General features: G+C 64.0%; 21 protein-coding genes. 9 read left to right on the top strand and 12 right to left on the bottom strand.

Annotation, left to right across the window (positions count from 1 at the left end):
* Positions 1-6 precede the first annotated feature (6 nt).
* From AU194_RS13490 to AU194_RS32590, 3 genes are all read left to right on the top strand, one after another.
* The gene (locus AU194_RS13490; RefSeq protein ID WP_059089759.1) at positions 7-492 is read left to right on the top strand and encodes an SRPBCC family protein; all 486 of its coding nucleotides are present in this window, start codon (positions 7-9) and stop codon (positions 490-492) included.
* Positions 489-1,997: a GMC family oxidoreductase gene (locus tag AU194_RS13485; RefSeq protein WP_059089758.1), complete on the top strand. Its 1,509-nt coding sequence runs from the start codon at positions 489-491 to the stop codon at positions 1,995-1,997. Before AU194_RS13490 ends, AU194_RS13485 begins: the two co-directional genes overlap by 4 nt.
* 125 nt (positions 1,998-2,122) lie before the next feature.
* Entirely contained in the window at positions 2,123-2,740 is a 618-nt protein-coding gene (locus AU194_RS32590) for a pyridoxamine 5'-phosphate oxidase family protein (RefSeq protein ID WP_231743354.1), read from the top strand.
* Here AU194_RS32590 and AU194_RS13475 read toward each other — a convergent pair.
* The 3 genes from AU194_RS13475 to AU194_RS13465 all read right to left on the bottom strand — a co-directional run bounded on the left by AU194_RS13475 (position 2,695) and on the right by AU194_RS13465 (position 4,766).
* Positions 2,695-3,792: an FAD-dependent oxidoreductase gene (locus tag AU194_RS13475; RefSeq protein WP_197417615.1), complete on the bottom strand. Its 1,098-nt coding sequence runs from the start codon at positions 3,790-3,792 to the stop codon at positions 2,695-2,697. The two genes, AU194_RS32590 and AU194_RS13475, sit on opposite strands and share 46 nt — an antisense overlap.
* Positions 3,793-3,888: 96 nt before the next feature.
* Positions 3,889-4,197 carry a cytochrome C oxidase subunit IV family protein gene (locus AU194_RS13470; protein ID WP_157576075.1) on the bottom strand — a complete coding sequence of 103 codons (309 nt, stop codon included), beginning with the start codon at positions 4,195-4,197 and terminating at the stop codon, positions 3,889-3,891.
* Complete coding sequence (locus AU194_RS13465) at positions 4,158-4,766, bottom strand: cytochrome c oxidase subunit 3 (RefSeq protein WP_059089754.1); 609 nt, start codon at positions 4,764-4,766, stop codon at positions 4,158-4,160. Before AU194_RS13465 ends, AU194_RS13470 begins: the two co-directional genes overlap by 40 nt.
* A gap of 155 nt (positions 4,767-4,921) precedes the next feature.
* Here AU194_RS13465 and AU194_RS13460 point away from each other — a divergent pair, with 155 nt between their 5' ends.
* The 6 genes from AU194_RS13460 (at position 4,922) to AU194_RS13435 (ending at position 12,071) form a co-directional block, all read left to right on the top strand.
* A complete protein-coding gene (locus AU194_RS13460; protein WP_059089753.1) occupies positions 4,922-6,085 on the top strand; it encodes an acyl-CoA dehydrogenase family protein in 1,164 nt (387 codons plus the stop codon).
* A 15-nt stretch (positions 6,086-6,100) separates the two neighbouring features.
* The gene (locus tag AU194_RS13455) at positions 6,101-7,510 is read left to right on the top strand and encodes a phosphotransferase (RefSeq protein ID WP_059089752.1); all 1,410 of its coding nucleotides are present in this window, start codon (positions 6,101-6,103) and stop codon (positions 7,508-7,510) included.
* Positions 7,511-7,650: 140 nt separating this feature from the next.
* Positions 7,651-8,214, top strand: a complete 564-nt coding sequence (locus AU194_RS13450) for a TetR/AcrR family transcriptional regulator (RefSeq protein WP_059089774.1) — start codon at positions 7,651-7,653, stop codon at positions 8,212-8,214.
* A gap of 65 nt (positions 8,215-8,279) precedes the next feature.
* A complete protein-coding gene (locus AU194_RS13445) occupies positions 8,280-9,431 on the top strand; it encodes an acetyl-CoA C-acetyltransferase (protein ID WP_059089751.1) in 1,152 nt (383 codons plus the stop codon).
* Positions 9,432-9,435: 4 nt separating this feature from the next.
* A complete protein-coding gene (locus tag AU194_RS13440) occupies positions 9,436-10,587 on the top strand; it encodes an acyl-CoA dehydrogenase family protein (protein ID WP_059089750.1) in 1,152 nt (383 codons plus the stop codon).
* Positions 10,588-10,769: 182 nt separating this feature from the next.
* Positions 10,770-12,071 carry a cytochrome P450 gene (locus AU194_RS13435; RefSeq protein WP_059089749.1) on the top strand — a complete coding sequence of 434 codons (1,302 nt, stop codon included), beginning with the start codon at positions 10,770-10,772 and terminating at the stop codon, positions 12,069-12,071.
* Between the two features lie 79 nt (positions 12,072-12,150).
* Here the strand turns inward: AU194_RS13435 and AU194_RS13430 are convergent, their stop codons facing one another.
* The 9 genes from AU194_RS13430 to AU194_RS13390 all read right to left on the bottom strand — a co-directional run bounded on the left by AU194_RS13430 (position 12,151) and on the right by AU194_RS13390 (position 21,426).
* Positions 12,151-13,317, bottom strand: coding sequence for an acetyl-CoA hydrolase/transferase C-terminal domain-containing protein (locus AU194_RS13430; protein ID WP_059089748.1), 1,167 nt, complete (start codon positions 13,315-13,317; stop codon positions 12,151-12,153).
* Positions 13,318-13,349: 32 nt separating this feature from the next.
* Entirely contained in the window at positions 13,350-14,939 is a 1,590-nt protein-coding gene (locus AU194_RS13425) for an FAD-dependent oxidoreductase (protein WP_059089747.1), read from the bottom strand.
* 66 nt (positions 14,940-15,005) lie between these two features.
* Positions 15,006-15,191: a ferredoxin gene (locus tag AU194_RS13420; RefSeq protein ID WP_059089746.1), complete on the bottom strand. Its 186-nt coding sequence runs from the start codon at positions 15,189-15,191 to the stop codon at positions 15,006-15,008.
* Complete coding sequence (locus AU194_RS13415; RefSeq protein WP_059089745.1) at positions 15,191-16,588, bottom strand: aldehyde dehydrogenase family protein; 1,398 nt, start codon at positions 16,586-16,588, stop codon at positions 15,191-15,193. The genes AU194_RS13420 and AU194_RS13415 overlap by 1 nt, the downstream gene beginning before the upstream one ends.
* Positions 16,589-16,596: 8 nt before the next feature.
* Complete coding sequence (locus AU194_RS13410) at positions 16,597-17,388, bottom strand: coniferyl-alcohol dehydrogenase (RefSeq protein ID WP_059089744.1); 792 nt, start codon at positions 17,386-17,388, stop codon at positions 16,597-16,599.
* 13 nt (positions 17,389-17,401) lie between these two features.
* On the bottom strand, positions 17,402-18,655 hold the full coding sequence (locus AU194_RS13405) for a cytochrome P450 (RefSeq protein WP_059089743.1): 1,254 nt from the start codon (positions 18,653-18,655) through the stop codon (positions 17,402-17,404).
* Entirely contained in the window at positions 18,655-20,190 is a 1,536-nt protein-coding gene (locus AU194_RS13400) for an acyl-CoA synthetase (RefSeq protein WP_059089742.1), read from the bottom strand. The genes AU194_RS13405 and AU194_RS13400 overlap by 1 nt, the downstream gene beginning before the upstream one ends.
* A 2-nt stretch (positions 20,191-20,192) precedes the next feature.
* Positions 20,193-20,597 carry an SCP2 sterol-binding domain-containing protein gene (locus tag AU194_RS13395; protein WP_059089741.1) on the bottom strand — a complete coding sequence of 135 codons (405 nt, stop codon included), beginning with the start codon at positions 20,595-20,597 and terminating at the stop codon, positions 20,193-20,195.
* 256 nt (positions 20,598-20,853) lie between these two features.
* On the bottom strand, positions 20,854-21,426 hold the full coding sequence (locus AU194_RS13390; RefSeq protein WP_197417614.1) for a hypothetical protein: 573 nt from the start codon (positions 21,424-21,426) through the stop codon (positions 20,854-20,856).
* Between the last annotated feature and the right edge of the window lie 116 nt (positions 21,427-21,542).

Genomic DNA, 21,542 nt, shown 5'->3' with positions numbered 1-21,542 from the left:
TCAAAGGTGTTGCAGAAGAACGATGTCGTCAGAGGTAAGACCTTCATCAGGGCGTCGGCAAACCAGGTGTACGACACTGTTTCTGACATACGCCGAATCCCCGAGTGGAGTCCCGAATGTGTGCGCGCGGAATGGGTTGCAGCAGACCGGTTCCGGGGATCCAATCGCCGCCGCCTCGGCCGGTGGTCGACGGAGGCACGGATTGTCACCGCAGATCCAGGTCGGCGGTTCAGTTTCGCTGTGCAGATGGGGGGGTCGGATTTCACGCAGTGGACGTATCGCATGGAACCGGCGGCAGCGGGATGCCTGCTCATCGAGGAGATGCGGATGTGCGTCGACCTGCCGGTGCTTGCCCTGCTCTTTGAACGACTGGCCCTGCGGGTCAGGGATCGTCGAGCTGATCTGCAGGGGAACATCGACCAATCCTTGTTGCGGCTGCGGCGGATCGTTGAATCCGAGCACGGCGGACTGCTTTCGGGTGACCCGCGATGAGCGTTGTCCACACCAGCGACTATGTCGTGGTCGGTGCCGGAAGCGCCGGGTGCGTCATCGCCTCCAGACTGGCCTCCGCCGGCGCGGGCGTCACCCTGCTCGAAGCGGGCGGCACCGATCGACGCCCGGATGTCCGATTGCCGATGGGAATCGTCAGCTTGTTCGCCACCGCGAACTGGCGATACCCGATGGCGCCCGACCCCAGCAAGAACAATCAGATCAGCGCGTTCGCCAGCGGGCGCGTCGTCGGCGGCAGCGGCTCCATCAATGCCATGGTCTACGTTCGCGGGCGAGCCGAGGATTACCAGTCCTGGCAGCGTGGCGGCGCCGTCGGCTGGGGCTACGACGACGTGCTTCCGGCCTTTCGTGCCCTCGAGAACTGGTCGGGAGGCGCCGACAACTATCGAGGCTCGGGCGGCCCCATCGATGTAACCTGGTGCGGGCACCGACATCCGCTGGATGCGGCCTTTGTCGAAGCGGCAGTCGAGGCAGGCTTCACGCGTAATCCGGACCAGAACGGCCGCACACAACTCGGGGCAGCGCGGGCTCAGGTCAACCAGTGGCGAGGCCTGCGTTGTTCGGCTGCCACCGGTTTCCTGCGCAGCCTGCCGAGCGACCGTCGTCCACGGCTGTACACCCGGACCCCGATAGATCACGTCATCGTCGAGAATGGCCGCGCTGTCGGCGTGGCAGCACAGGGCCGACAGTGGCGGGCGACGCAGCAGGTCATCCTGGCCGCAGGCGCGATCGGGTCGCCGGCGCTGCTCCTGCGCTCAGGAATCGGGTCGCGCGGCCGGATTGCCGACCTGCCTGGTGTCGGCGAGAACCTACAGGACCACCTGGTGGTCGCTCAGCATTGGGCCAGCCGTGTGCCGACCATCAATTCGATGAACGTGGCGCGCGCTGTACGGTCGGTTGGTTCGCTGGTTGCCCACGGGACCGGTCCGCTGACCACTACCCCCTTCGAGGCACAGCTGTTCACCGAAGAATTCCAAATCGCCATCTCCGCAGTTCACTATCAGTTGGATCCGGTCCGGGGGCGGGCGAAGATCGGCCGCGCCGACGCATTCACCGTGTATACCGTTCTGCTGCATCCGGAGTCACGCGGCCGGATCGAACTACGCGGTGGACAGCCCGTCATCAAACATTCGCGCCTGGCCCAGGCGAAGGACCGAACCCGGCTTCTCGACGGCACCGCGCTGGCACGCGATCTCGTCGAGACGCAGCCCGCCATGCGGGGCATGACGGGCGAATATCTCGACGACGACGGGACCAGCGGCGACGCCTGGTTGGCGTCGAAGGAATCCAGCATCTACCACGCGGTGGGAACCTGCCGGATGGGAATTGACGACCAATCCGTCGTCGATCCCGAGCTTCGCGTGCACGGTGTGGAGGGCCTACGGGTAGTCGATGCGTCTGTCATGCCGACCATCCCCTCCGGCAATACCAACGCGCCTTCGATGATGATCGCACACCGGGCAGCCGATCTCGTCCTGCATGGCTGATCCGATGACCGCAGAGGACAACTGCATGGAACGGGACGATCCGTGAAGTCGCAGCGTCGACGCCGGTCGATCGCCATCAACCCCAGCGAGATTGACGATTTTTGGCCGAGCAGCGGACTTGCCGTGTGGCGTCGGTGTCCGGGACCGGACAACCGCACGTCACGCCGCTCTGGTTCGCTTGGGACGGCGCCGCGGTGTGGCTATACTCGATCGTCGACAGTCAGCGTTGGACCGACCTGACCCGAGATGGTCGAGTCGCGCTCGTCGTCGATGACGGCGAGCAGTACGGCGAGCTTCGAGGGGTAGAGATGGTCGGGGTGGAGGTGGCAGTCGGCGAGGTTCCGCGTGGCGCAACCCCGTCGGCGGAGCTCGCCACACCTGAGCGGCTCTTTTCTGAAAAGTATTTCGGTGCAGAAGACTTTGTGAGCGACGGTTTACATGTGGTTGCGGGTCAGCCCGCGTCACCTGCGCAGCTGGGATTTACGGAAGCTCCGCGCCCGGCCGACCTAGGCGACGGGTGGCGGGAACTCGATGGCGAGATGCTCGACGGCGAGTTGTGCGGTGACTGCGCATGCAGACATACCCGCCTGCGGGAACCGCTTCACACCATCTCCGACGTTTACCAGATTGGCGATCGGCGTTTTCATCGGGTGGTCGTAGCCGGTGATCGCGCGCTGTGCAGGCCAGTTGTGGGCGGTCACGTCGACGGCAAGATCCTGGCCTCATCGAAACCCGGAAAGTAATCCCGTAAATCCGCTTTCAGCAAGTCTACCTCCCGGTCGACGTCGAACTCGCCGCGGGCGGGCCGGGGAGTCGAGGCACCCGAGTACAGATAACAACCCGCCGGAGCACGTCGCTGCGCTGGATCGCTGAAGTTGCCCGCGTAGGTCAGGCGTCGAGACGTGGCGGCCAGCGCCAGGCCGTCCCACCGCGTGAGCGGCTTCTGGCTGGCGAAGTGGATGGTGATGATCGCGGACGGGTCGTTGTTCTCTCGAACTTCGTCCAAATAGCCGGCGGGCAGCGCCGCTTGCGGGATGAGCTCCGCGGTCGCCAGCGGACCGATGTCGGAAATCACCACCCTCGCCGAGACGGTCACCGGATCCTCTCGTGGGCGAATGACCGCGCCGTCGACGGTACCGCCCGTGTTGACCGTCAAAGACTCCACCTTCGAGTTCAGCCAGACTTCGCCTCCGCGTTCGACGACATACTCCGCGAACGGCTTCCAGACTTCAATGGTTCCGCCGGGGGCGAACCCGACCTTCTTGAAGGCCGACCCTTCGGACATGTATGCCAGGAACGCCTCGGCGGGCAGGTCGGCTCCCGAGGCCGCAAAGATCGAACCGACGAGATTGTCGACCAGGTTGTGAAGTTCCCGGTTACGGCTGAAGCGATTCAGCCAATCGGTCGTGGACTGGCTGGGTGTGGGAGTGAATCTGGGAAACTTCGCGATCTTCGCGAGCAATTGCGGCCCGACCGCCCGGGCCCACCCGAAAGGACCCGTCTCCGCGTTGAATTCGCGATTCTTCCAGAGCAACGTCAGCGCCGGCTTGGGGACGTAGAGGTCTAGCGGCTTGCCGATGAGCGAACGTGACTGGTCGACGGGGCCACCGATCTCCACGACAAGCGCGCCGGTGTTGAGCAAAAAACCGTCGACATCCCGAGTTGACGCGCGCCCACCGATCCGCTCAGTCGCCTCGACCAGCAGCGTCCGATATCCACGTCGGGCCAACAATGCGGCGGCCGTTGCCCCGCCTGCACCCGCACCGATCACCACGGCGTCAAAGCTCTCTCTCAAGGGAACTCCTTCCCGCTTGAGCCACAACAGGTGGACCGGGAAACTGACACCGCGGCAGCGGCAGCCGCCCTTCACGGTCAGTCGCCGCCCCTGCGGTCATGCCAGCGCGTACAACCCGATCAACAGCGCGGCGACCGCCACGTTCCACGCACCGAACACCGCTTTCAGCCCGACCGGTGCGTGTCGTAGTTCCATGAAGTACTGACCGACAAAGTGCACCTTGGCAAAGGCGATGACGATGATGCTGAAGGCCGCGTAGTTGTCCGGCAGGTTGTGACCGACACCCAGAATCCAGGATGCCAGCGTCGCCGCGATCAGGATGAACCAGACGACCGTGATGCGGTCGCGAAGCAGAGATGTCAGCATCATTTCACCAAGTAGAGGAGGGGGAAGATCACGATCCACAGGAGGTCGACCATGTGCCAGAAGCAGGCGGAACCTTCGAGGTAGCTCAGTTCTCGTTCGCCCAGCGCAGGACGGCGGGTCAACCTGATGAAGAACCACAGCAGAGCTAGCCCGATGGCGACATGGAACAGGTGCAGCCCGGTCATCACGTAGAAATACATGAAGAACTGATTGGTCGCCGGGACGATTCCATTCGCGAGCTTCTCGCTGTACTCGATCACCTTGTTGATCACGAAGATGACGCCGCACAGGATGGCGCCGTAGGTCAGTAGCCGCGCGAGTCTGAGGTCATCGCGGCGCACCGCACGCACAGCTGTCACCACAAGCAGTGAGCTGGTCAGTAGGACCAGAGTGTTGACCACACCGAACGTTTGGTTGAGCTGCAGCTGCGACTCGTCGAAGGTCGCCACGTCTTGGCCCCGGTAATACAGGTAAACGCTGAAGAGCAGCGCGAACACCGTCATGTCACCGAAGATGAAGACCCACATGCCTTCTTCGCCGGGCAGGTGACGTTCGACGCCCGCCTTCTTCGTTGTTGGCCGACCGGTCGCGGTTTGAGAAGTCGTCATCGTGCACCGTCGAAGCACCCGCGGCGGACGTGGAGTCCTCTCCTCCGGTCCGAGGTGGCCGATGGAACCATCGCTAACATCCAGTCGCCCTTCGTCGTTGAGGTGAGCTCAGTGATAATTTAACATAGAATAAAAATGAGGGTAAGGTGCTTCACATGCCAAGTCAGCTCACCGAGGAAGAGTCGCTACTCGTCGAGACGGTGCGGTCGTTCGTCGACCGCGAAGTGAAGCCGACGGTGCGCGACGTGGAGCATGCCAACGAATATCCCGAAGCCTGGATCGAACAGATGAAGCGCATCGGGATCTACGGGTTGGCGGTATCCGAGGAGTACGGGGGCAATCCGGTGTCCACCGCGTGCTACGTCCTGGTCACCCAGGAACTGGCCCGTGGCTGGATGAGCCTGGCCGGCGCGATGGGCGGCCATACCGTCGTGGCCAAGCTGGTATCCCAGTTCGGCACCGAGGAGCAGCGTCAGAAGTATCTACCCTCCCTCGCCAGCGGCGAGGTGCGTGCCACGATGGCGCTCACCGAGCCCGGCGGCGGATCAGATCTGCAGGCCATGGCCACCGCCGCGTTGCCGGCCGCCGACAACGACAACGAACTGGTCATCAACGGTTCGAAAACCTGGATCTCGAACGCACGACGTTCGGGATTGATCGCACTGCTGTGTAAAACCGATCCGAAGGCGAGTCCGAAGCACGCCGGTATCTCCGTGCTGCTCGTCGAACACGGCCAGGGTCTGACGGTGTCTCGAGACCTACCCAAACTCGGATACAAGGGCGTCGAGAGCTGCGAGTTGTCCTTCGACAACTGCCGCGTGCCGGCATCGGCGATCCTCGGCGGCGTCCCGGGTAAGGGTTTCGGCCAGATGATGCGCGGCTTGGAGACCGGCCGCATCCAGGTGGCGTCGCGCGCGCTCGGTGTCGCGACAGCGGCGCTCGAAGACGCACTGACTTACGCGCAGGACCGGGAGAGCTTCGGTCAGCCGATCTGGAAGCACCAGGCGATCGGTCATTACCTTGCGGATATGGCCACCAAGCTCACCGCTGCGCGGCAATTGACGCTGCACGCCGCCGAACGCTACGACAGCGGCGAACGTGCCGATATGGAAGCCGGTATGGCGAAGTTGTTTGCCTCCGAGGTCGCGATGGAGATTGCCCTCAACGCCGTGCGGATCCACGGTGGCTACGGCTACTCGACCGAGTACGACGTCGAGCGCTACTTTCGCGACGCGCCCCTGATGATAGTCGGCGAAGGCACCAACGAGATCCAGCGCAACGTCATCGCTGCGCAACTCGTTGCGCGCGGCGGCATCTGAGCCGGCGGCCGCGGGGTGGGCGAAGCCGGCACGACGCCGCAGGCCTGGCGGTCCTTGCAGCAACCCTGGCCGCAACTGTTCGGGTGGATCGAACGCCACACCGGTGCCCGAATAGTCGAATGGCACCGGCAGGCCCGATGGCGGCCGGCCTGGTTCCTCACCGTGGAGCAGGATGGGCGGCGGCGGCAGTTGTACGCCCGGTGCCAACGCGAAGAGGCCATGCCGTGGACGCGCACCCTCTCCCTAAAGCGCGAGTACGAGATCATGCGAGTGCTGCACGACAGCGGTGTCGCAGTGCCTGAACCGCTGGGCTTCTGTACCGATCCCGAAGCCATCCTGATGGTCGCAGTCGATGGCCGCGACCGCTTCGACGACGACGATGAGCAGCCGGTGCGGGATGCGGTGATCGGCGACTACGTCCGCCGTCTGGCGCAGGCCCACAGCCTCGACACAACAGCTTTCGAAGCCATCGGGATGTCTCGCCCGACAGATCCTCGGGACATCGGCTACATGGGCTTCGGGCTCTCGGAGAAGTGGTACCGCGACATCAAGCCGGCTCCGGACCCGGTAATCGAGTTCGTCATCGCGTGGCTTCATCGCCATGTCCCCACGCATCGCCGCGACGTTGCATGGATTCACTTCGACGCGGGACAATTCCTGCACGCCGGCGGTGAGGTCACCGCTCTGATGGACGTCGAGTTCTCGTGCCTGGGCGACCCCATGGCCGATTTGGGCGCAATGCGTATGCGCGACACCGCCCAACCGATCGGCGACCTCACCCTTGCGTTCGCTGAGTATGCGCGCCGGACCGGGCGCCCGGTCGATCGATCGGTGGTGAACTTCCACGCGGTCCGCTTCGCGCTGTTGACGGCGATGCTTTCGGCGGGCACGCGGGCGGATCCGCCGCCGGCGTTCGACCTCGCGCAGTGGCAGGCGTGGTCGCTGATGTCCCTGACGATCTGTATGGAGATCATCGCCGAAGAGGGTGGCTACACCCTGGCGCCGCCGTCGCCGGTCGAGTTTCCGCCCATCCGCAACCATGCCGCCCACCAATCGGTCCAACGCATCATCGACGATGTCCTTGCCGACGAGAACCTCGATGCCCACTTGTCTTTCCGGCTGCAGACCGTGCGCGACCTGCTTCCCGGAATCGAACGTGCGGCGCGGGCCGGGGAATCGGTCGAGCACACCGACACGTGCGAAGCGTCAGCGCTGCTGGGGCCGATGCCGGCGGACTGGACGGAGACCGACCGGAGGATCGAGGAGGCCATTCTCTCCGGCGCAGAGAATCACAGAGAGGCCGAGCTCGCACAGCTACTCGCCCGTCGAGTGCGACGGCAGATCAACCTCATCGAACCCGGGATGCGCGACGTGCGCCGCTTCCGAGTACAGACCATCGATTGGTCGCGGGTGCCGACCGCATGACCAGGCCTAACGCTGCCCGGCCAGGAACCGGATCAAACCGCTTCTATCATCGAACGATGGCCAAGAAGTCCGCTGTTGCCGACTCCAGTGACACAAAGGCGCAGCGCACCCGCGCACGTATTCTGGACGCGACCGCGCAGGTGCTCAGCGTCAAGGGTTACGCCGGCACACGTCTGACCGACGTGGCAGAACAGGCCGAACTCCAGGCGCCCGCGATCTACTACTACTTCAAGTCCCGGGAAGAACTCATCGAAGAGGTTATGTTCTGCGGCATCAGCGACATGCGGCGGCATCTACAGCAGACGCTCGATGCACTGCCCGCCGACACGGATTCCATGGATCGCATCCTCGCCGCTGTGGAATCGCACCTGCAACACGAACTCGAGTTGAGCGACTACGCACGCGCCACCATCCGCAATTCCGGGCAGATTCCCACGCATCTTAAGACGCGCCAGAAAAAAGAAGAAGCCGCCCTCGACCGCATCTGGCGGGGCCTGGTCAAGAAGGCGGTGGCCGACGGACACATCCGCGCCGACCTTGATCCGCCCCTGGCGCAGGCTTTGATCCTCGGCGCCCTCAACTGGGCGGCCGAATGGTGGGACCCGCGGCGTAGCTCGGTCGAGACCATGGTGCAGAACGCCAAAGTATTCGTGCGACACAGCCTGAGCCCGGTCCCCGAGAACAAGGCACGAAGCCGACGCTGACGCGGTGAGCGCAGCCAGCGCTCGGTCACCTATGCCAATTTTTGATTCTATGTTAAATTAATTTCATGACTCAGGCTTACATCGTTGACGCCGTACGCACAGCCGTGGGCAGGCGCAAGGGCGGTTTTTCAGGAGCGCACCCGGCCGACATGGCTGCGCACGTGATCAAGACCGTGGTGGGTCGCCACGAGATCGACCCGGCAGCCATCGATGACGTGATCTTGGGCTGTCTGGACAACATCGGCGCCCAAGCCGGTGACATCGCGCGCACCGCCGCCCTCGCTGCGGGCCTGCCGGAGTCCGTGCCGGGAGTCACCATCGACCGGCAGTGCGGATCCGCCCAGCAGGCCGTGCATTTCGCAGCCCAGGCCGTCATGAGCGGTACCTCCGACCTGATCGTCGCCGGCGGTGTGCAGAACATGACGCAATTCCCCATCCTGAGCGCGTTCGCCGCCGGCGAACCCTTCGGCTCCACCGATCCGTGGACCGGATGCGAGGGTTGGCGCGCACGCTACGGCGACCAGGAAATCTCCCAGTTCCGCGGCGCCGAGATGATCGCCGAGCAGTGGAAGCTCAGCCGCGAAGACAACGAGCGCTTCGCCTTCTCCAGCCACCAGCGGGCGCTGAACGCGATCTCGGAGGGGTACTTCGCCAAGGAAATCACCGAATACAGGGGTGTCAGTGTGGACGAGGGTCCGCGTGCCGACACCACCCTGAAAAAGATGGCGGCGCTGCCCACCCTCGTCGAGGGCGGCGTGCTGACCGCCGCCGTCGCCAGCCAGATCTCCGACGGCGCCGCAGCCTTGTTGGTCGCCTCCGACGCCGCGGTCGATCGGTTCGGTCTGACCCCACGCGCTCGCATCCACCACATGTCGGTGCGGGGCGCGGATCCGGTGATGATGCTGACCGCCCCCATCCCGGCAACCCAGCATGCGCTCAAGCGAGCCGGTCTTTCCATCGACGACATCGACACCGTCGAAATCAACGAGGCCTTCGCCCCCGTGGTTCTGGCCTGGCTCACCGAGCTCGGTGCCGACCCGGCCAAGGTCAACCCCAACGGTGGAGCGATCGCGCTCGGGCACCCGATCGGCTGCACGGGCGCCCGGCTGATGACCTCGATGCTGCACGAGCTCGAACGCACCGGCGGCCGCTACGGCCTGCAGACCATGTGCGAGGGGGGCGGCCAGGCCAACGTCACGATCATCGAACGGTTGTAAGAAAATGGAACGCAGACTCTACGAGCCAGACCACGAAGCGTATCGCGAAACCGTGCGGGAGTTCCTGGCCCGCGAGGTCGTCCCGTACCAGCACGACTGGGACCGAGCGCGGTGGATCGACCGCTCGGTGTTTTCCAGAGCAGCCAAGTCCGGGATCTACGCTCTACAGATTCCCGAGCAGTACGGCGGATCCGGCGAACCCGACTACCGTTACCGGATGATCGTGTGCGAAGAGATCGCCAGGATCAACGCGCTGTCGTTCGGGCTGACCATCAGCCTGCAGGACGATCTCGTGTTGCACTATCTGCTCGACCTGACAAACGACGATCAGAAGCAGCGCTGGTTGCCCGGGTTCGCCGCGGGCGAGCTGATCGGCGCCCTCGCCATGACCGAACCCAGCGCCGGCAGCGACCTGCGGGGCATGCGCACGACCGCGCGCCAGGATGGCGACAACTGGATCCTCAACGGCCAGAAGACTTTCATATCGAGCGGCATCATGTCCGATGTGGTGGTCGTCGCCGCAAAGACCGATCCGGACGGTGGGTCGCGGGCCTTCAGCCTCTTCGTCATCGAACGCGATACGCCGGGATTCGAACGCGGACCCAAGCTGGACAAGCTCGGCCTGCCCGCGCAGGACACCGCCGAGCTCTACTTCCAGGACGCGATCGTGCCGTCGAGCAACCTGCTGGGTGAGGAAGGCCGCGGTCTGCAGTACCTGATGAGTCACCTGCCTCGCGAGCGCCTCGGCGTCACCGCCAAAGCGATGGCCACGACCCGCGCGATCTTCGATTCAACTGTCGAGTACTGCAAAACCCGACAGGCCTTCGGCGGTCCGCTGACCGACAAGCAGCACGTCCGTTTCGAACTGGCGGACATGGCCACCGAGATCGACCTTGCCGAGGCATACACGGATCGCAGTGTGCTGGCCTACAACGCCGGCGAGCTCACCCCGGTCGACGCGGCCAAGGGCAAGTGGTACCTGAGTGAGTTGCAGAAGCGAGTCATCGACCGCTGTCTGCAACTGCACGGTGGGTATGGCTACATGCTGGAATACCCGGTCGCACGCGCCTACCTGGACACCCGCATTCAGACGATATATGGCGGAACAACCGAGATTATGAAGGAGATCATCGGCCGCGATATCGCCGCTTCCTGATCGATGCACACTGCGCGGGCCGAGCACCCTCGGCCCGCGCTTTATCGTCTCCGTACGCGGGTGCCGACGGTGAGCAACGGCGCGATCGAAGCGATTAGATCCTTGTGTACCGGTCATTTTCAAATCTATAATAAAAATCACAGCCAGTTCTATGTGAGGAGAACCCGGTGTCCACCAGCCCAATGGAATCGGTCACAGCTCAGCCCGTGTCCGCAGCAACCGACGGTGACGATGCTCGGGAGTATGACCCTGTCGACATCTCTCCCAAGTCCTTCTGGGCGCAATCATTTGAGCAGCGCGACGTGGCCTTCGCCGAGCTGCGTAAGCGCGCGCCCGTGAGCTGGCAGCGGCCGGTCGAAAGTGACCTGCCGGCCTCCGGTGTCCCCGGCTTCTGGGCGGTGACCTCCCATGAACTCATTCGGGAGGTGAGCACCCATCCCGAGATCTACTGCTCCGGGCAGGGCATTCAGCTTGAGGACGTTCCCGAGGAGTTCCTCGAGGCTGCGTCGTCCTTTTTGGCCATGGATGGCCAGCGTCACCTCACCTACCGGAGGTTGATGAGCGGCTCTTTCACCCCCCGGCAGGTCAACCGGATCGAAGAGCAGATCCGTGCCCGTGCCGCGAAGATCGTCGACGACTTCTTGGCAGCTGGCAGCGGCGACTGGGTCGAGAACGTGGCCAAGCAGATGCCGATGAACACGATCTATGAGATGGCTGGACTCCCTCAGGAACAGCGCGACGAGGCAGCCCACTTCGCCGACGAACTGGCCGGCTGGAACGATCCCGACATCGCCGCCGGGCGCTCCTCGGCCGAGGTCCTGAATGACGCACTGATCGGCAATCTCGGTATCGGTCTGGACTTCGCGGCCGCCACCCGTGAATGCCCCCGCGACGACATCTGGTCGAATCTCGTCGCCGCGCGGGTCGACGGCCACGAGCTCACTGATGACGAACTAGCCTCGATGTTCGTCCTGATGTCGTTCGCCGGCAATGACACGACGCGCACCACGCTCTCGCTCGGTGTCAAAGCATTCGTCGACAATCCGGACCAGACCGCTTATCTGCTGGAGGATTTCGACGGCCGGATCGAAGCGGCCATCGACGAGGTGCTGCGCTGGGTCACTCCGGTGATGACGTTCCGTCGCACCGCCACTCAGGACACCGTGCTGGGTGGCCGACAGATCCGCGCCGGTGACTGGGTCGTCATGATCTACTCCTCGGGTAACCGGGATGAAGCGGAGTTCGCTGATCCGTGGAAGTTCGACATCACCCGCAAGCCCAACCGACACGTTGCCTTCGGCGGCGGCGGACCGCACTATTGCCTGGGTGCATTTCTCGCCAGGATGCAGCTCAAGCACATGCTCGACCAGATCCTGCACCGCCTGCCCGCACTGCAGCTCGGAGAGCCCGACATGCTGGTGAGCAACTTTGCCGCCGCGGTGAAGACCATGACCGCCGACGTACGCTGCCCCGTCCAGCACTGATACGAAATTCGGCACCCACATCGACTCCATCGTCGATGTGGGTGCCGTGCGCTTCGTCAGCGAACCAAATGCTGCCGAGTCATGCTGCCCGCGCGAAGAGCCTCTCAATCAGTTTGCGCCGCTCAGTCCATCCCGCCGAGCGTAGGTCGACGTGACCGGCTTCGGTCACGATCACCTCGACGTCATGGGCCGGCGTCGACGCCGGCCTGCTCAGTGCCGCGACCAGGGTCGAACGGCCGCCGAACTGTGCGGGGACCGCGATGATCGACAAGCCGTGCGGATGTAGTCGTGCCGCGGTGCAGTAGTCGGGGTGCCCGCCGATACCGCCGACGACCTTGTCGCCCACTCCCTCGACGTTGATCTGACCCCATGGGTCGATCTCGATGGCGGTGTTGACCGCGTAGAACGGAACGCCGCGCGACAACCGCGTAACGTCGTGCGTGTGTTCGATTCCTCGCAGGATCGGGCGCCCCTCGGCCCATTCATATAAGTGGGAACTACCGAAAAGGTAGGCCGCCGAGGGCTCACCGAGCAGCAGGCCCCGGCGTTCGAGGTCTATCACGGCGTCGGTTAGCAGTCCGGTGTCGATTGCCAACGGCTTGCTGCAACGTTGCAGCAGAGCGGTTCCGAGCTGACCGGGACCGTACTGCACGCGGGCACCCTCGGGAATCAGAGCGAGTACCCGGTCTGCCAGTGCGTCGTGGATCGGCTGCGGCGGTTTCGACGGCACCGAGGCGGGTTCATCACCGGCGCGCCCGACGACGGTGACGGCATCCAACGGTAGCGGTTGTTCCCCACTCCCGACGTGGGCGGACTCGTCGAGCACAGCCCAGACCGGCACGCCCACCTTGACCAACGCCTGCTGCCAGGAAACCTCGGTGCAGAAGTGATATCCGTTTTCCCGCAGTGCCATTCGGGTGATCAGGACATCCGGTCGCAGATGCCCGCCGAGGAGTCCCGGAATGGCCGCCAAACTAACCGGAATCGCGCTGGTCACCGGACTCGGCAGCAGCGCCCGCACCCCCCAGCCCGGCATCAGCGGGATGATCCGGTCGAAAGCGTCCGGTGTGATGCCTTCTGGAACCACCGGGCTCCACCCCAAGATCAGCGTCACGCCCGGATGGGTGGCAGAGAAGCGACTCAACACCGCGCCGACGCACTCCTGCCCCGCCACCGCATTGACCGCACCGACGCCGTCGCCTAGGGCGATGATGCACGGTCGGTCCTGAGGAAGCGTGCGTAGCATGGCCGCCAGAGCGGGTGTCGGCACCTATGCTCCTAGGCCGTGGTGTGTGCTGCCGCCAGCAGCGCGTCACGGTCGACGACCTTCACCCTGGGCCGCGACACCGCCGAGCCCAGCTCGCGTTCGGCTTCATCGATCAGGCGCCAGCCCGACCAGTCCACCACCGCCACACCTCGGGCCGATAGCTCCTCGGCGACGCCGGAGGGCTCGGAAGGTATCGGCAGCACACCCGCATTGGCATCTGCCAGGACATTTTCCACCGTTTCTCGGGCGCACAACCGGTTCGTCCCGATCACCCCGCGGGGACCCCGTTTGATCCAGCCGGTGACATACAGCCCGGGAACCACGGCCCCGTCCCGGGTGACCCGACCGCCCCGATTGGCAACGACACCAGTCACCGGGTCGGTCGGTAACCCGTCGATTGCAGCGCCCCTATATCCGATGGCACGCAGCACCAGCGACGTGGCGACGGTGGTCTTGACCCCCGTCTCGTCGATCACCAGGCCTTCCACCCGCTCCGACCCCACAACCTCCTCCGGTCGACTCCCGAACCGCAGGACAACCCGCCGTTTATCCGGATGGGTGGGACGCTCGGCGTATTCCTGGACGATGTCGAACTTCAGCGCGCCCTCGTGATTTTCGGGACGTTCGCCGACATCTCCTTCGACGACAACGTCCACACCGGACAGCGAACCGAGGGCGAGCAACTCGCCAACCGAGAAGGCGCCATCGCCCGCGCCGCGGCGGCCCAGCACGACCACCTCGCGCACCTGGCTGCTGCTCAACTGTTCCAGCGCGTGTTCAGCGATATCGGTGGCGCGCAACGCATCTTGGTCCAAGACCAGGATACGTGCCACATCGAGTGCGACATTGCCGTTGCCGACGATGACGACCCGCTCACTGTCGAGAGGGAACCGGGACTTCGCCTGATCCGGGTGGCCGTTGTACCAGTTCACGAAGTCCGCCGCGGCGAGGCTACCCGGCAGCTGCTCGCCGGGGATACCGAGTTCGCGCGACTGGGACGCGCCGACGGCGTAGATCACGGCGTCATAGGCGGCCATCAGCTGGTCGTGGCTGACGTCCGTACCGACGGTCACGTTGAAGAAACACTTCACGCTGGGCCCGGACAAGGCGGTCTCGAAGACCTGAACCACATCCTTGGTGCGCTGGTGGTCGGGGGCGACCCCGAATCGCACCAACCCGTACGGAGTGGGCAGCCGATCGAACACGTCGACCCGTACGCCCGGTGACCGCGTCAGATCTGACACCGCGTAACAGGCTGCCGGTCCGGCTCCGATCACAGCCACCCGCAACGAGTCTCGGCGGGCCGCCACCGGTGACCAGGCTGCGGGGATGGCGCGGATGTCGAGCTTGGTTCCGGCGAAGTAGTCGGCGTTGATGGTCTTGAAACGGCGCTGCGTTTCGGGCAGGTCGTCCTCGTGATAGATGGCACCGACCGGGCACACCGCCACACACGCTCCACAGTCGACGCATGTCGCGGGATCGATGTAGAGCATCGGCGCGCCGGCACCCGTTCCGGCCGGCACCGGCCGAATGCAGTCCACCGGGCACACCGGGACACAGCTGGCGTCCGTGCAGCAGTTCTGGGTGATGACGAAGGCCATCGGCTCTCCTAGGTTCTTCCAGGGATCAGGATGAATCGCGTCGCGTCCGCCGCACCGCGCATCCGGTCAGTTCTCGAAGGAGATTGCGCCGGTCGGACAGTTGGAAATTGCTTCCATTGCGGCCTCCCGGTCGCTGTCCGAGTCACCGATCACATGCGACTGGCCATCATCACCGATCTCGAACAGCGACGGTGCCGTCATTTCGCATAGACCGATGCCGGAGCACTTTGTACCGTCCACCCGAACTGTCATCAGAATAACTTCCTCATGAGCTTGATCGCGCCGTCGGTGTACGGCGGATACGTCAACTTCAAATCGGGTTTCGCCGGTTTGGCCAGCACCGCCCGTCGATGGCTGAGCGCCTCGAAGCCCCAGCGCCCGTGGTAGTGGCCGATTCCGCTGGCGCCGACACCGCCGAAGGGAAGCTGCGGCACCAGGCAGTGCATCGCCACGTGGTTGATCACCGCACCTCCGGAGGGGATGGCGTCGACAAGTTGCCGGCCGAGCGACTGCGACGCGGTGAAGACATATAGCGCGAGCGGCTTGGGCCGCGAGTTCACGAAAGTCACAGCGTCCCTGGTGCTTTCGACGGCGAGGATCGGCAACACCGGGCCGAAGATCTCATCCGCCATTACCGGGTCGTCCGGCCCTGGGTCCCGAATTACCGTAGGTTCGATTCGAAGCGCCTCGGCGTCGCACCCACCTCCGGTGACGATCGCTCCGCTCGTCGACTCGATCAGCCCCCGGAGCCTCTCGAACTGACGCTCATTGACGATCCGCTGTCCCTTATCGGACTCTTCGGCGCGGAAGGCGGCAACATTCTCGACGACCTTCGCGGCGAACGCGTCGACTACGGTGCGCTCGGCCAGGACATAGTCGGGAGCAATGCAGGTCTGCCCCGAGTTCATTAACTTCACCCATGCGACGCGACGGGCTGCGACATCCAGGTCGGCGTCGGCGGAGACGATGACGGGGCTCTTTCCGCCCAGCTCGAGCGTCACCGGTGTTAGCGTCGGTGCCGCAGCCGCCATGATCTTGCGGCCGATTTCCGTTCCGCCCGTGAACAGAACGTGATCAAAGCCTTGCCCGATTAGATGCTGAGTGGTGCGCGCGTCCCCCTCGACCACCCGAACAGCTTGACCATCCAGGTATTTGGGGATCAGATCGGCCAGCAGTGCCGATGTCGCCGGCGCCAGCTCCGAAGGTTTGAGCACCGCACAGTTGCCGGCCGCGACAGCGGCGACGAGTGGCCCGACGCTGAGATAGAACGGGTAATTCCAGGGCCCGATCACCAGCACCGACCCGAGCGGGTCGTACTGGACCCAACCGCGAGCCGGTAGCTGCGCCAGTGGCATCGGCTGCCTGCGGCGACGCATCCACTTCTTCAGATGTTTGCGTGCGTAGGCCGCCTCCCCCTTGGTCGAGGCAATATCACCGAGCCAGGCCTCCACCGGCGGTCGGCCCAGGTCGACGGCCAGGGCTGCGGCGATGGCCTGTTCCTGTTCAGTGCACATCGCTTCGATGGCCTCAAGTTGTTCCAGACGCCATCGCAACGGGCGAGTGCGGCCTGTATCGAACACCTGTCGCAACTCGTTCAATGCAAACGTTTCGCCAATCGGCCGTTCATCTGTTGCCGTGTGCGGGGTCATGGCACTCCTCAGAATTCGGGTTTGGGGACAACGCCCGTGGTGACCGCTCCGGTAATTCCGCCGTCGACCGCCAACGCCTGTCCGTTGACCCACCGCGCCGCATCGGAGGCGAGGAAGAGCACGACCGACGCCACATCCTCCGGCTCCGCGTGCCGCCCGAGCAGGTCCTTTACACCGTCCAGCGTCTCGCGACCCATCGACTCTTCGAAATCGGCCAAAATGGGCGTCTCCACAGGGCCCGGAAGGACGGCGTTGATACGGAACCCCATCTGCGCCATCGCAAGCCCCATCGACTGCGTGTACACAGTGGTGACTTCCTTGGAGAAGTTGTAGGCGTTACCCACCTGAGGGTTGGTTTTGAACCACGCAGCGCCCTCCTCGAAGGTCTCGGTGGCCAGCAGGTCGCGAATGGACTCCAATCGGTCCGGCCATCCGATGCCGGCCGTGGACGACACCACCGTGATGGAACCGCTTGGGGTCAGACGGTCGAAGAAGGCTTCGGTGAGCTGACGTACGGCGAGGCTGTTGACTGCAACCACGGTGTCGGCCGGAGCGGTGCCCGGGATACCGGCGATATTCATCAAGCCGTCGTAGGGGCCTTCCAGTGACTCAAGCGCAGCTTCGATGCTGCGTGGATTCGCGAGGTCGACCTCGATGTGGCGGGTCACCGCCGCGGTGGGCTGATTGCGATCCAGGCTGGTGACCATTGCTCCGGCCGTCAGCAGCTGTTCGGCCACCGCGTGGCCGATACCCGACGCCGCGCCGGTGACTACAAAATGCTTGCCCGTGAACTCGGACATGGTGTTCCTCCGGTCAGTTCAGAGTGTAGGGAAGGGATTTCACTGCGTGGACAAAGTTCCCGGTGAGAAAACTCGGCTCGCCGACGCGCAGATTGGGCGCGCGGAAGATCAGTTCACGGAAGATCGACTCCAGTTGCATCTTGGCCAGGAAAGCACCCATGCAGAAGTGCGGCCCTCCACCGCCGAACCCGACATGCCCGTTCGGTTCTCGGGTGACGTCGAACCGGTATGGATCCGGAAACGCGCGCTCGTCCCGGTTGCCCGAGGAGTACATGAGCAGCACCCACTCCCCCTCTTTAACCGGCTGTCCGCACAGTTCGGTGTCCTGAGTTGCGGTGCGGCGGAAAGTCATCACCGGGCTGGCCCACCGCACGAATTCTTCGATCCCGCGTTTGATATGGCGATCATAGTCGGCGTGCAGTAGCGCGCGCTGGTCCGGAAACTGTTGCAGGGCAAGCGTTGTTAATGTCACTGTGTTGCGCGTCGTGTCGTTTCCCGCTACCGACAGCAACACGAAGAAGGCTCCGAGTTCTTCGTCAGTGAGCCGCCGTCCGTCGATCTCGGCTTGTACCAGCAGCGACATCAGATCCGATGTCGGCTCGGCCCGCCGCTGCTCGGCCAGTTCCAATCCCATGGCGAGCAGCCCGACCAGTGACTCGTTGAGGACCTCACCCGGCTCACGTCCGGCAGCCACGTCCGGGTCGGCCCAGGACACCATTCCGTCGGCATGCTGCGCAGCTTCGTCACGACGCTCATCGGGCAGCCCGATCATTTCGTAGATCGTCCACATCGGAAGGCGCTTGGACACTTGCTCGACGAAGTCGCCGCTGGTCGTCGCGAGCAGGTCTGTGACGATGGTCGCGGCTTGGTGTCGGATCTGAGCTTGGATCTTCGCGATCTGGCGCGGGGTGAACACCGAGCTGATGAGTCGGCGCAGGGTGGAGTGTTGCGGACCATCCATGGCCAGGAATGACTGCGCCGCATCGAGAATGTCCTCCGGCACAGCTTCGATCATCACCCCCCGGCCTGAGCAGAACAGTTGCGGGTTCTTGCTCACGTGGGCGATGTCCTCGTTACGCGTGACCGCCCACAGCCCGTCGATCTCGGCCTCCATCAGTGCGCCTTCGATCGGAGCGTGCCAACTCAACGGACGCTCGTCACGGAGCACCCGGAACGACTCCTCGCGCTCGTCGGCGGTCGCCGCCCAGAATTCGAGCGGTGAGATGCTGACCGGATCGAACTCGCGTTTTCGGGCCGGGGTGGCCATCAGCGAGCGCCCACGTACTTGTCGACTATCTTTCTCTTGGCAAGCTTGCCGGTCGCGAGCCTGGGCAGCTCGTCGACGAAATCGACGGTGCGCGGCGCCTTGTAGTGCGCGATCCGCTCGCGAACGTAGGTGATCAGCTCGGCGGCAAGTTCCTCTGAAGGCTGCTGCTCGGCACGCAGTTGCACGACGGCCTTGACCTGCTCACCCATCTCCGGGTCCGGCACCCCGATGACCGCCACGTCGGCGATCTTTGGGTGCAGTGCAAGCACGTTCTCGATTTCCTGCGGGTAGATGTTGACACCGCCGGAAATGATCATGAAGGCCTTGCGGTCAGTCAGGAAGAGGAAGCCGTCGTCGTCGACGTAGCCCATATCGCCAACCGTCGACCAATTGTTGTGTTCGGGATGTCGTGCGCTGCGCGTCTTTTCTGCGTCGTTATGGTATTCGAACGGCGCCTGCTCGCGCTCGAAGTAGACGGTGCCGACCTGCCCGGTTCCGACTTCGGTGCCCTCGTCGTCGCAGATACGCAGCGAACCCAGGACCGCACGGCCCACGGTCCCGCGTTTGGACAACCACTGATCTGTGGTGACCACAGTGACCCCGTGGCCCTCGGTGGCGCCGTAGTACTCGACGAGAATCGGACCCCACCAATCGATCATTGCCTGTTTGACATCGGGTGGGCAGGGCGCCGCGGCGTGCACCGCGAGTCTCAGCGTTGAGACGTCGTAGGCCGCGCGTTCCTCGGCGGGTAACTGCAACATGCGAATCAGCATGGTCGGGACCATCTGGGTGACGGTGATCTGGTGATCTTGGATCGCCGTCAGCGCCTTCTTGGCATCGAATTTCGACATCAGCACCACGGTCCCGCCGAGAGCATGGACACCACCGCACCATTTCAGCGGCGCTGCGTGGTACACCGGCGCCGGCGACAGGTATCGGTCGGCATCGGTGATCCCGAATGCATGCGCGAGCATGCCCACGAGCGGGTCGCCGGGTTCGTCGACCTGGATGTCCGGCAGGATCGGCTTGATACCCTTCGGCCTCCCCGTGGTGCCCGAGGAGTAGAGCATCTCGGTGCCGCGGGGTTGGTCCACCAATTCGACCGGGCCGTCGCCGATGAGATCGCCGTAGTCCCGATGGCCGGCGATCGGACCGCCGAAGGCGAACCGGTGCGCGACCCCGGGGGTCAACGCCACGACCTCTTCGGCCAAGTCACGCACGCCCGCAGATGCGAAGAGGACCCGGGCGCCGCAGTCGCTGACTATGTACGCAGTCTCATCGGCGGCGAGGTGCCAGTTGACTGCGGTGATGTAAAGGCCGGAACGGATTGCCGCCCAGTAGATTTCGAAGGTCTCGACGACGTTGTCGGACAGCAGCGCAATGACGTCGCCGCGGCGGAGGCCGAGGTCGCGTAGAGCCGCCGCGATCGATGCGGAGCGCTGATCCAACTCGCTGTAGGTCAGGGTCTGTCCGGTCTCGGCCATGACAACCGCTGGCTTGTCAGGATTAACCTTGGCGTGGGTTCCAGGAAACATCGTCAGGCCAGCAGATCGTCGCGGCCGTCGGCCTTCAACCGTTCGACGTACGGCCCGTAGAGCTTCTTGCCCAGGGGGGCGAGCTTCAGCAGGCTGGCGACATTGCCCTCGACCTTGATTTTCTTCTTGGCCATCGCCAGCGGCAGATTCACTTTGCCCTGCCAGTAGGCATTGCCTGTGTCGGCGGTCATCGACATGGTCGCCGTCGGCTCCTTGCCCGCATCGACTGCACTGTGGACGGTCTTGTTTGCCATGTCGATCAGCACCACGGCTTGGGGATCGGTGAAGTCGAAAGCGACGACCAGACCGGTCTCCACCAACTTGGGCCCGATCTCCGGATCCTCGAAGGCGGCTTCGAAGATGCCCCCGATGTACTTGACAACCTCGTCAGAGCTGGCGAACCCCATCGTTCTCCTTAATTTATCTTTGATTCAACACTGCGGTGCGGTGTGCTGATGTGAGGCCATCGTCACACTTACGACACCATAAGTCAACCTATGGTTTGTAAGAGATCTCGCGTTTTGCTGCCGTTTTCGGCTCTCGCACGGCGATTCGGGTCAGTCCGTGTCGACCCATGTCAGCCGCTACCCCACCGACAGATGGCCCCGAGGGCGACCTTTTCGATGTGAGATTCAAGGTGGTGGCCCGTGCCGACTCAGGCGATCAACCCGGACCGGCGCGGAGCACTGCAGCGGCGGCATCCGCCTCGGATTCGGGGTCATCGGCCTTCAGCGCTGCGGCCCGCAGGACAACTCCCATCACGATCAGGAACACGCTGTAGGCGGTCAGCGCCAACCAGAAAACGAAGACCCCGCGCCAGGAGAACGGTCCGCCGTGAAAGAAGAAGGCAAGTGGGTCGGGCAGGAACAGCGCCGCCACCCAGAAATTCGTGTAACCCACCCACCGCGGTAAGGTCGCCCTCTTGTCACGGAGGATCGCGGTGCCGATGACGATGTTCTGAATGATGAACGGCGCGATCGGGGTGATGAAGATCAACCAGGCCATGTCGTTGAGCGTGACGGTCAATTCCGGATGGCGGTCCGGCCGGAACGCGATCACCGCCATCAACAGCATCGGCAAGAACAGCAGGACACCGGTGGCCGCACCCGTCACGAGCTGGATGAAGGTGAGCAGCGGGTGGCGCCCTTCGATACGGAGCATGCGATAGCCGATCAGGCCGATGAGCGGGAAGACGAGGCAGATGCCCAATTGCGCGATCACCAGCCCGAACAGCACCCTAATGTCGTTGGCGTAGAAACCGACCACCTCCTCGGTGGTGCTGGACGACCCCAACGGGACCGGGAGTATCCCGGCGATCAGCCAGCCGGTCAAGGTGACGACCACCGTTCCCG

Origin of the sequence: Mycobacterium sp. GA-2829, assembly GCF_001499965.1 — a bacterium.
Classification (GTDB): domain Bacteria; phylum Actinomycetota; class Actinomycetes; order Mycobacteriales; family Mycobacteriaceae; genus Mycobacterium.
The sequence above is the reverse complement of the archived record's forward strand: the minus strand, read 5'-3'. Positions and strand labels throughout refer to the sequence as shown.

Coding starts and splice junctions, on each gene's coding strand:
- AU194_RS13425 (WP_059089747.1), bottom strand. CDS start 14,939: ATGGCCTTCGTCATCACCCAGAACTGCTGCACGGACGCCAGCTGTGTC.
- AU194_RS13420 (WP_059089746.1), bottom strand. CDS start 15,191: ATGACAGTTCGGGTGGACGGTACAAAGTGCTCCGGCATCGGTCTATGC.
- AU194_RS13410 (WP_059089744.1), bottom strand. CDS start 17,388: ATGTCCGAGTTCACGGGCAAGCATTTTGTAGTCACCGGCGCGGCGTCG.
- AU194_RS13405 (WP_059089743.1), bottom strand. CDS start 18,655: ATGGCCACCCCGGCCCGAAAACGCGAGTTCGATCCGGTCAGCATCTCA.
- AU194_RS13430 (WP_059089748.1), bottom strand. CDS start 13,317: ATGCTACGCACGCTTCCTCAGGACCGACCGTGCATCATCGCCCTAGGC.
- AU194_RS13465 (WP_059089754.1), bottom strand. CDS start 4,766: ATGACGACTTCTCAAACCGCGACCGGTCGGCCAACAACGAAGAAGGCG.
- AU194_RS13395 (WP_059089741.1), bottom strand. CDS start 20,597: ATGGGGTTCGCCAGCTCTGACGAGGTTGTCAAGTACATCGGGGGCATC.
- AU194_RS13445 (WP_059089751.1), top strand. CDS start 8,280: ATGACTCAGGCTTACATCGTTGACGCCGTACGCACAGCCGTGGGCAGG.
- AU194_RS13485 (WP_059089758.1), top strand. CDS start 489: ATGAGCGTTGTCCACACCAGCGACTATGTCGTGGTCGGTGCCGGAAGC.
- AU194_RS13460 (WP_059089753.1), top strand. CDS start 4,922: ATGCCAAGTCAGCTCACCGAGGAAGAGTCGCTACTCGTCGAGACGGTG.
- AU194_RS13440 (WP_059089750.1), top strand. CDS start 9,436: ATGGAACGCAGACTCTACGAGCCAGACCACGAAGCGTATCGCGAAACC.
- AU194_RS13400 (WP_059089742.1), bottom strand. CDS start 20,190: ATGTTTCCTGGAACCCACGCCAAGGTTAATCCTGACAAGCCAGCGGTT.
- AU194_RS13415 (WP_059089745.1), bottom strand. CDS start 16,588: ATGACCCCGCACACGGCAACAGATGAACGGCCGATTGGCGAAACGTTT.
- AU194_RS13435 (WP_059089749.1), top strand. CDS start 10,770: ATGGAATCGGTCACAGCTCAGCCCGTGTCCGCAGCAACCGACGGTGAC.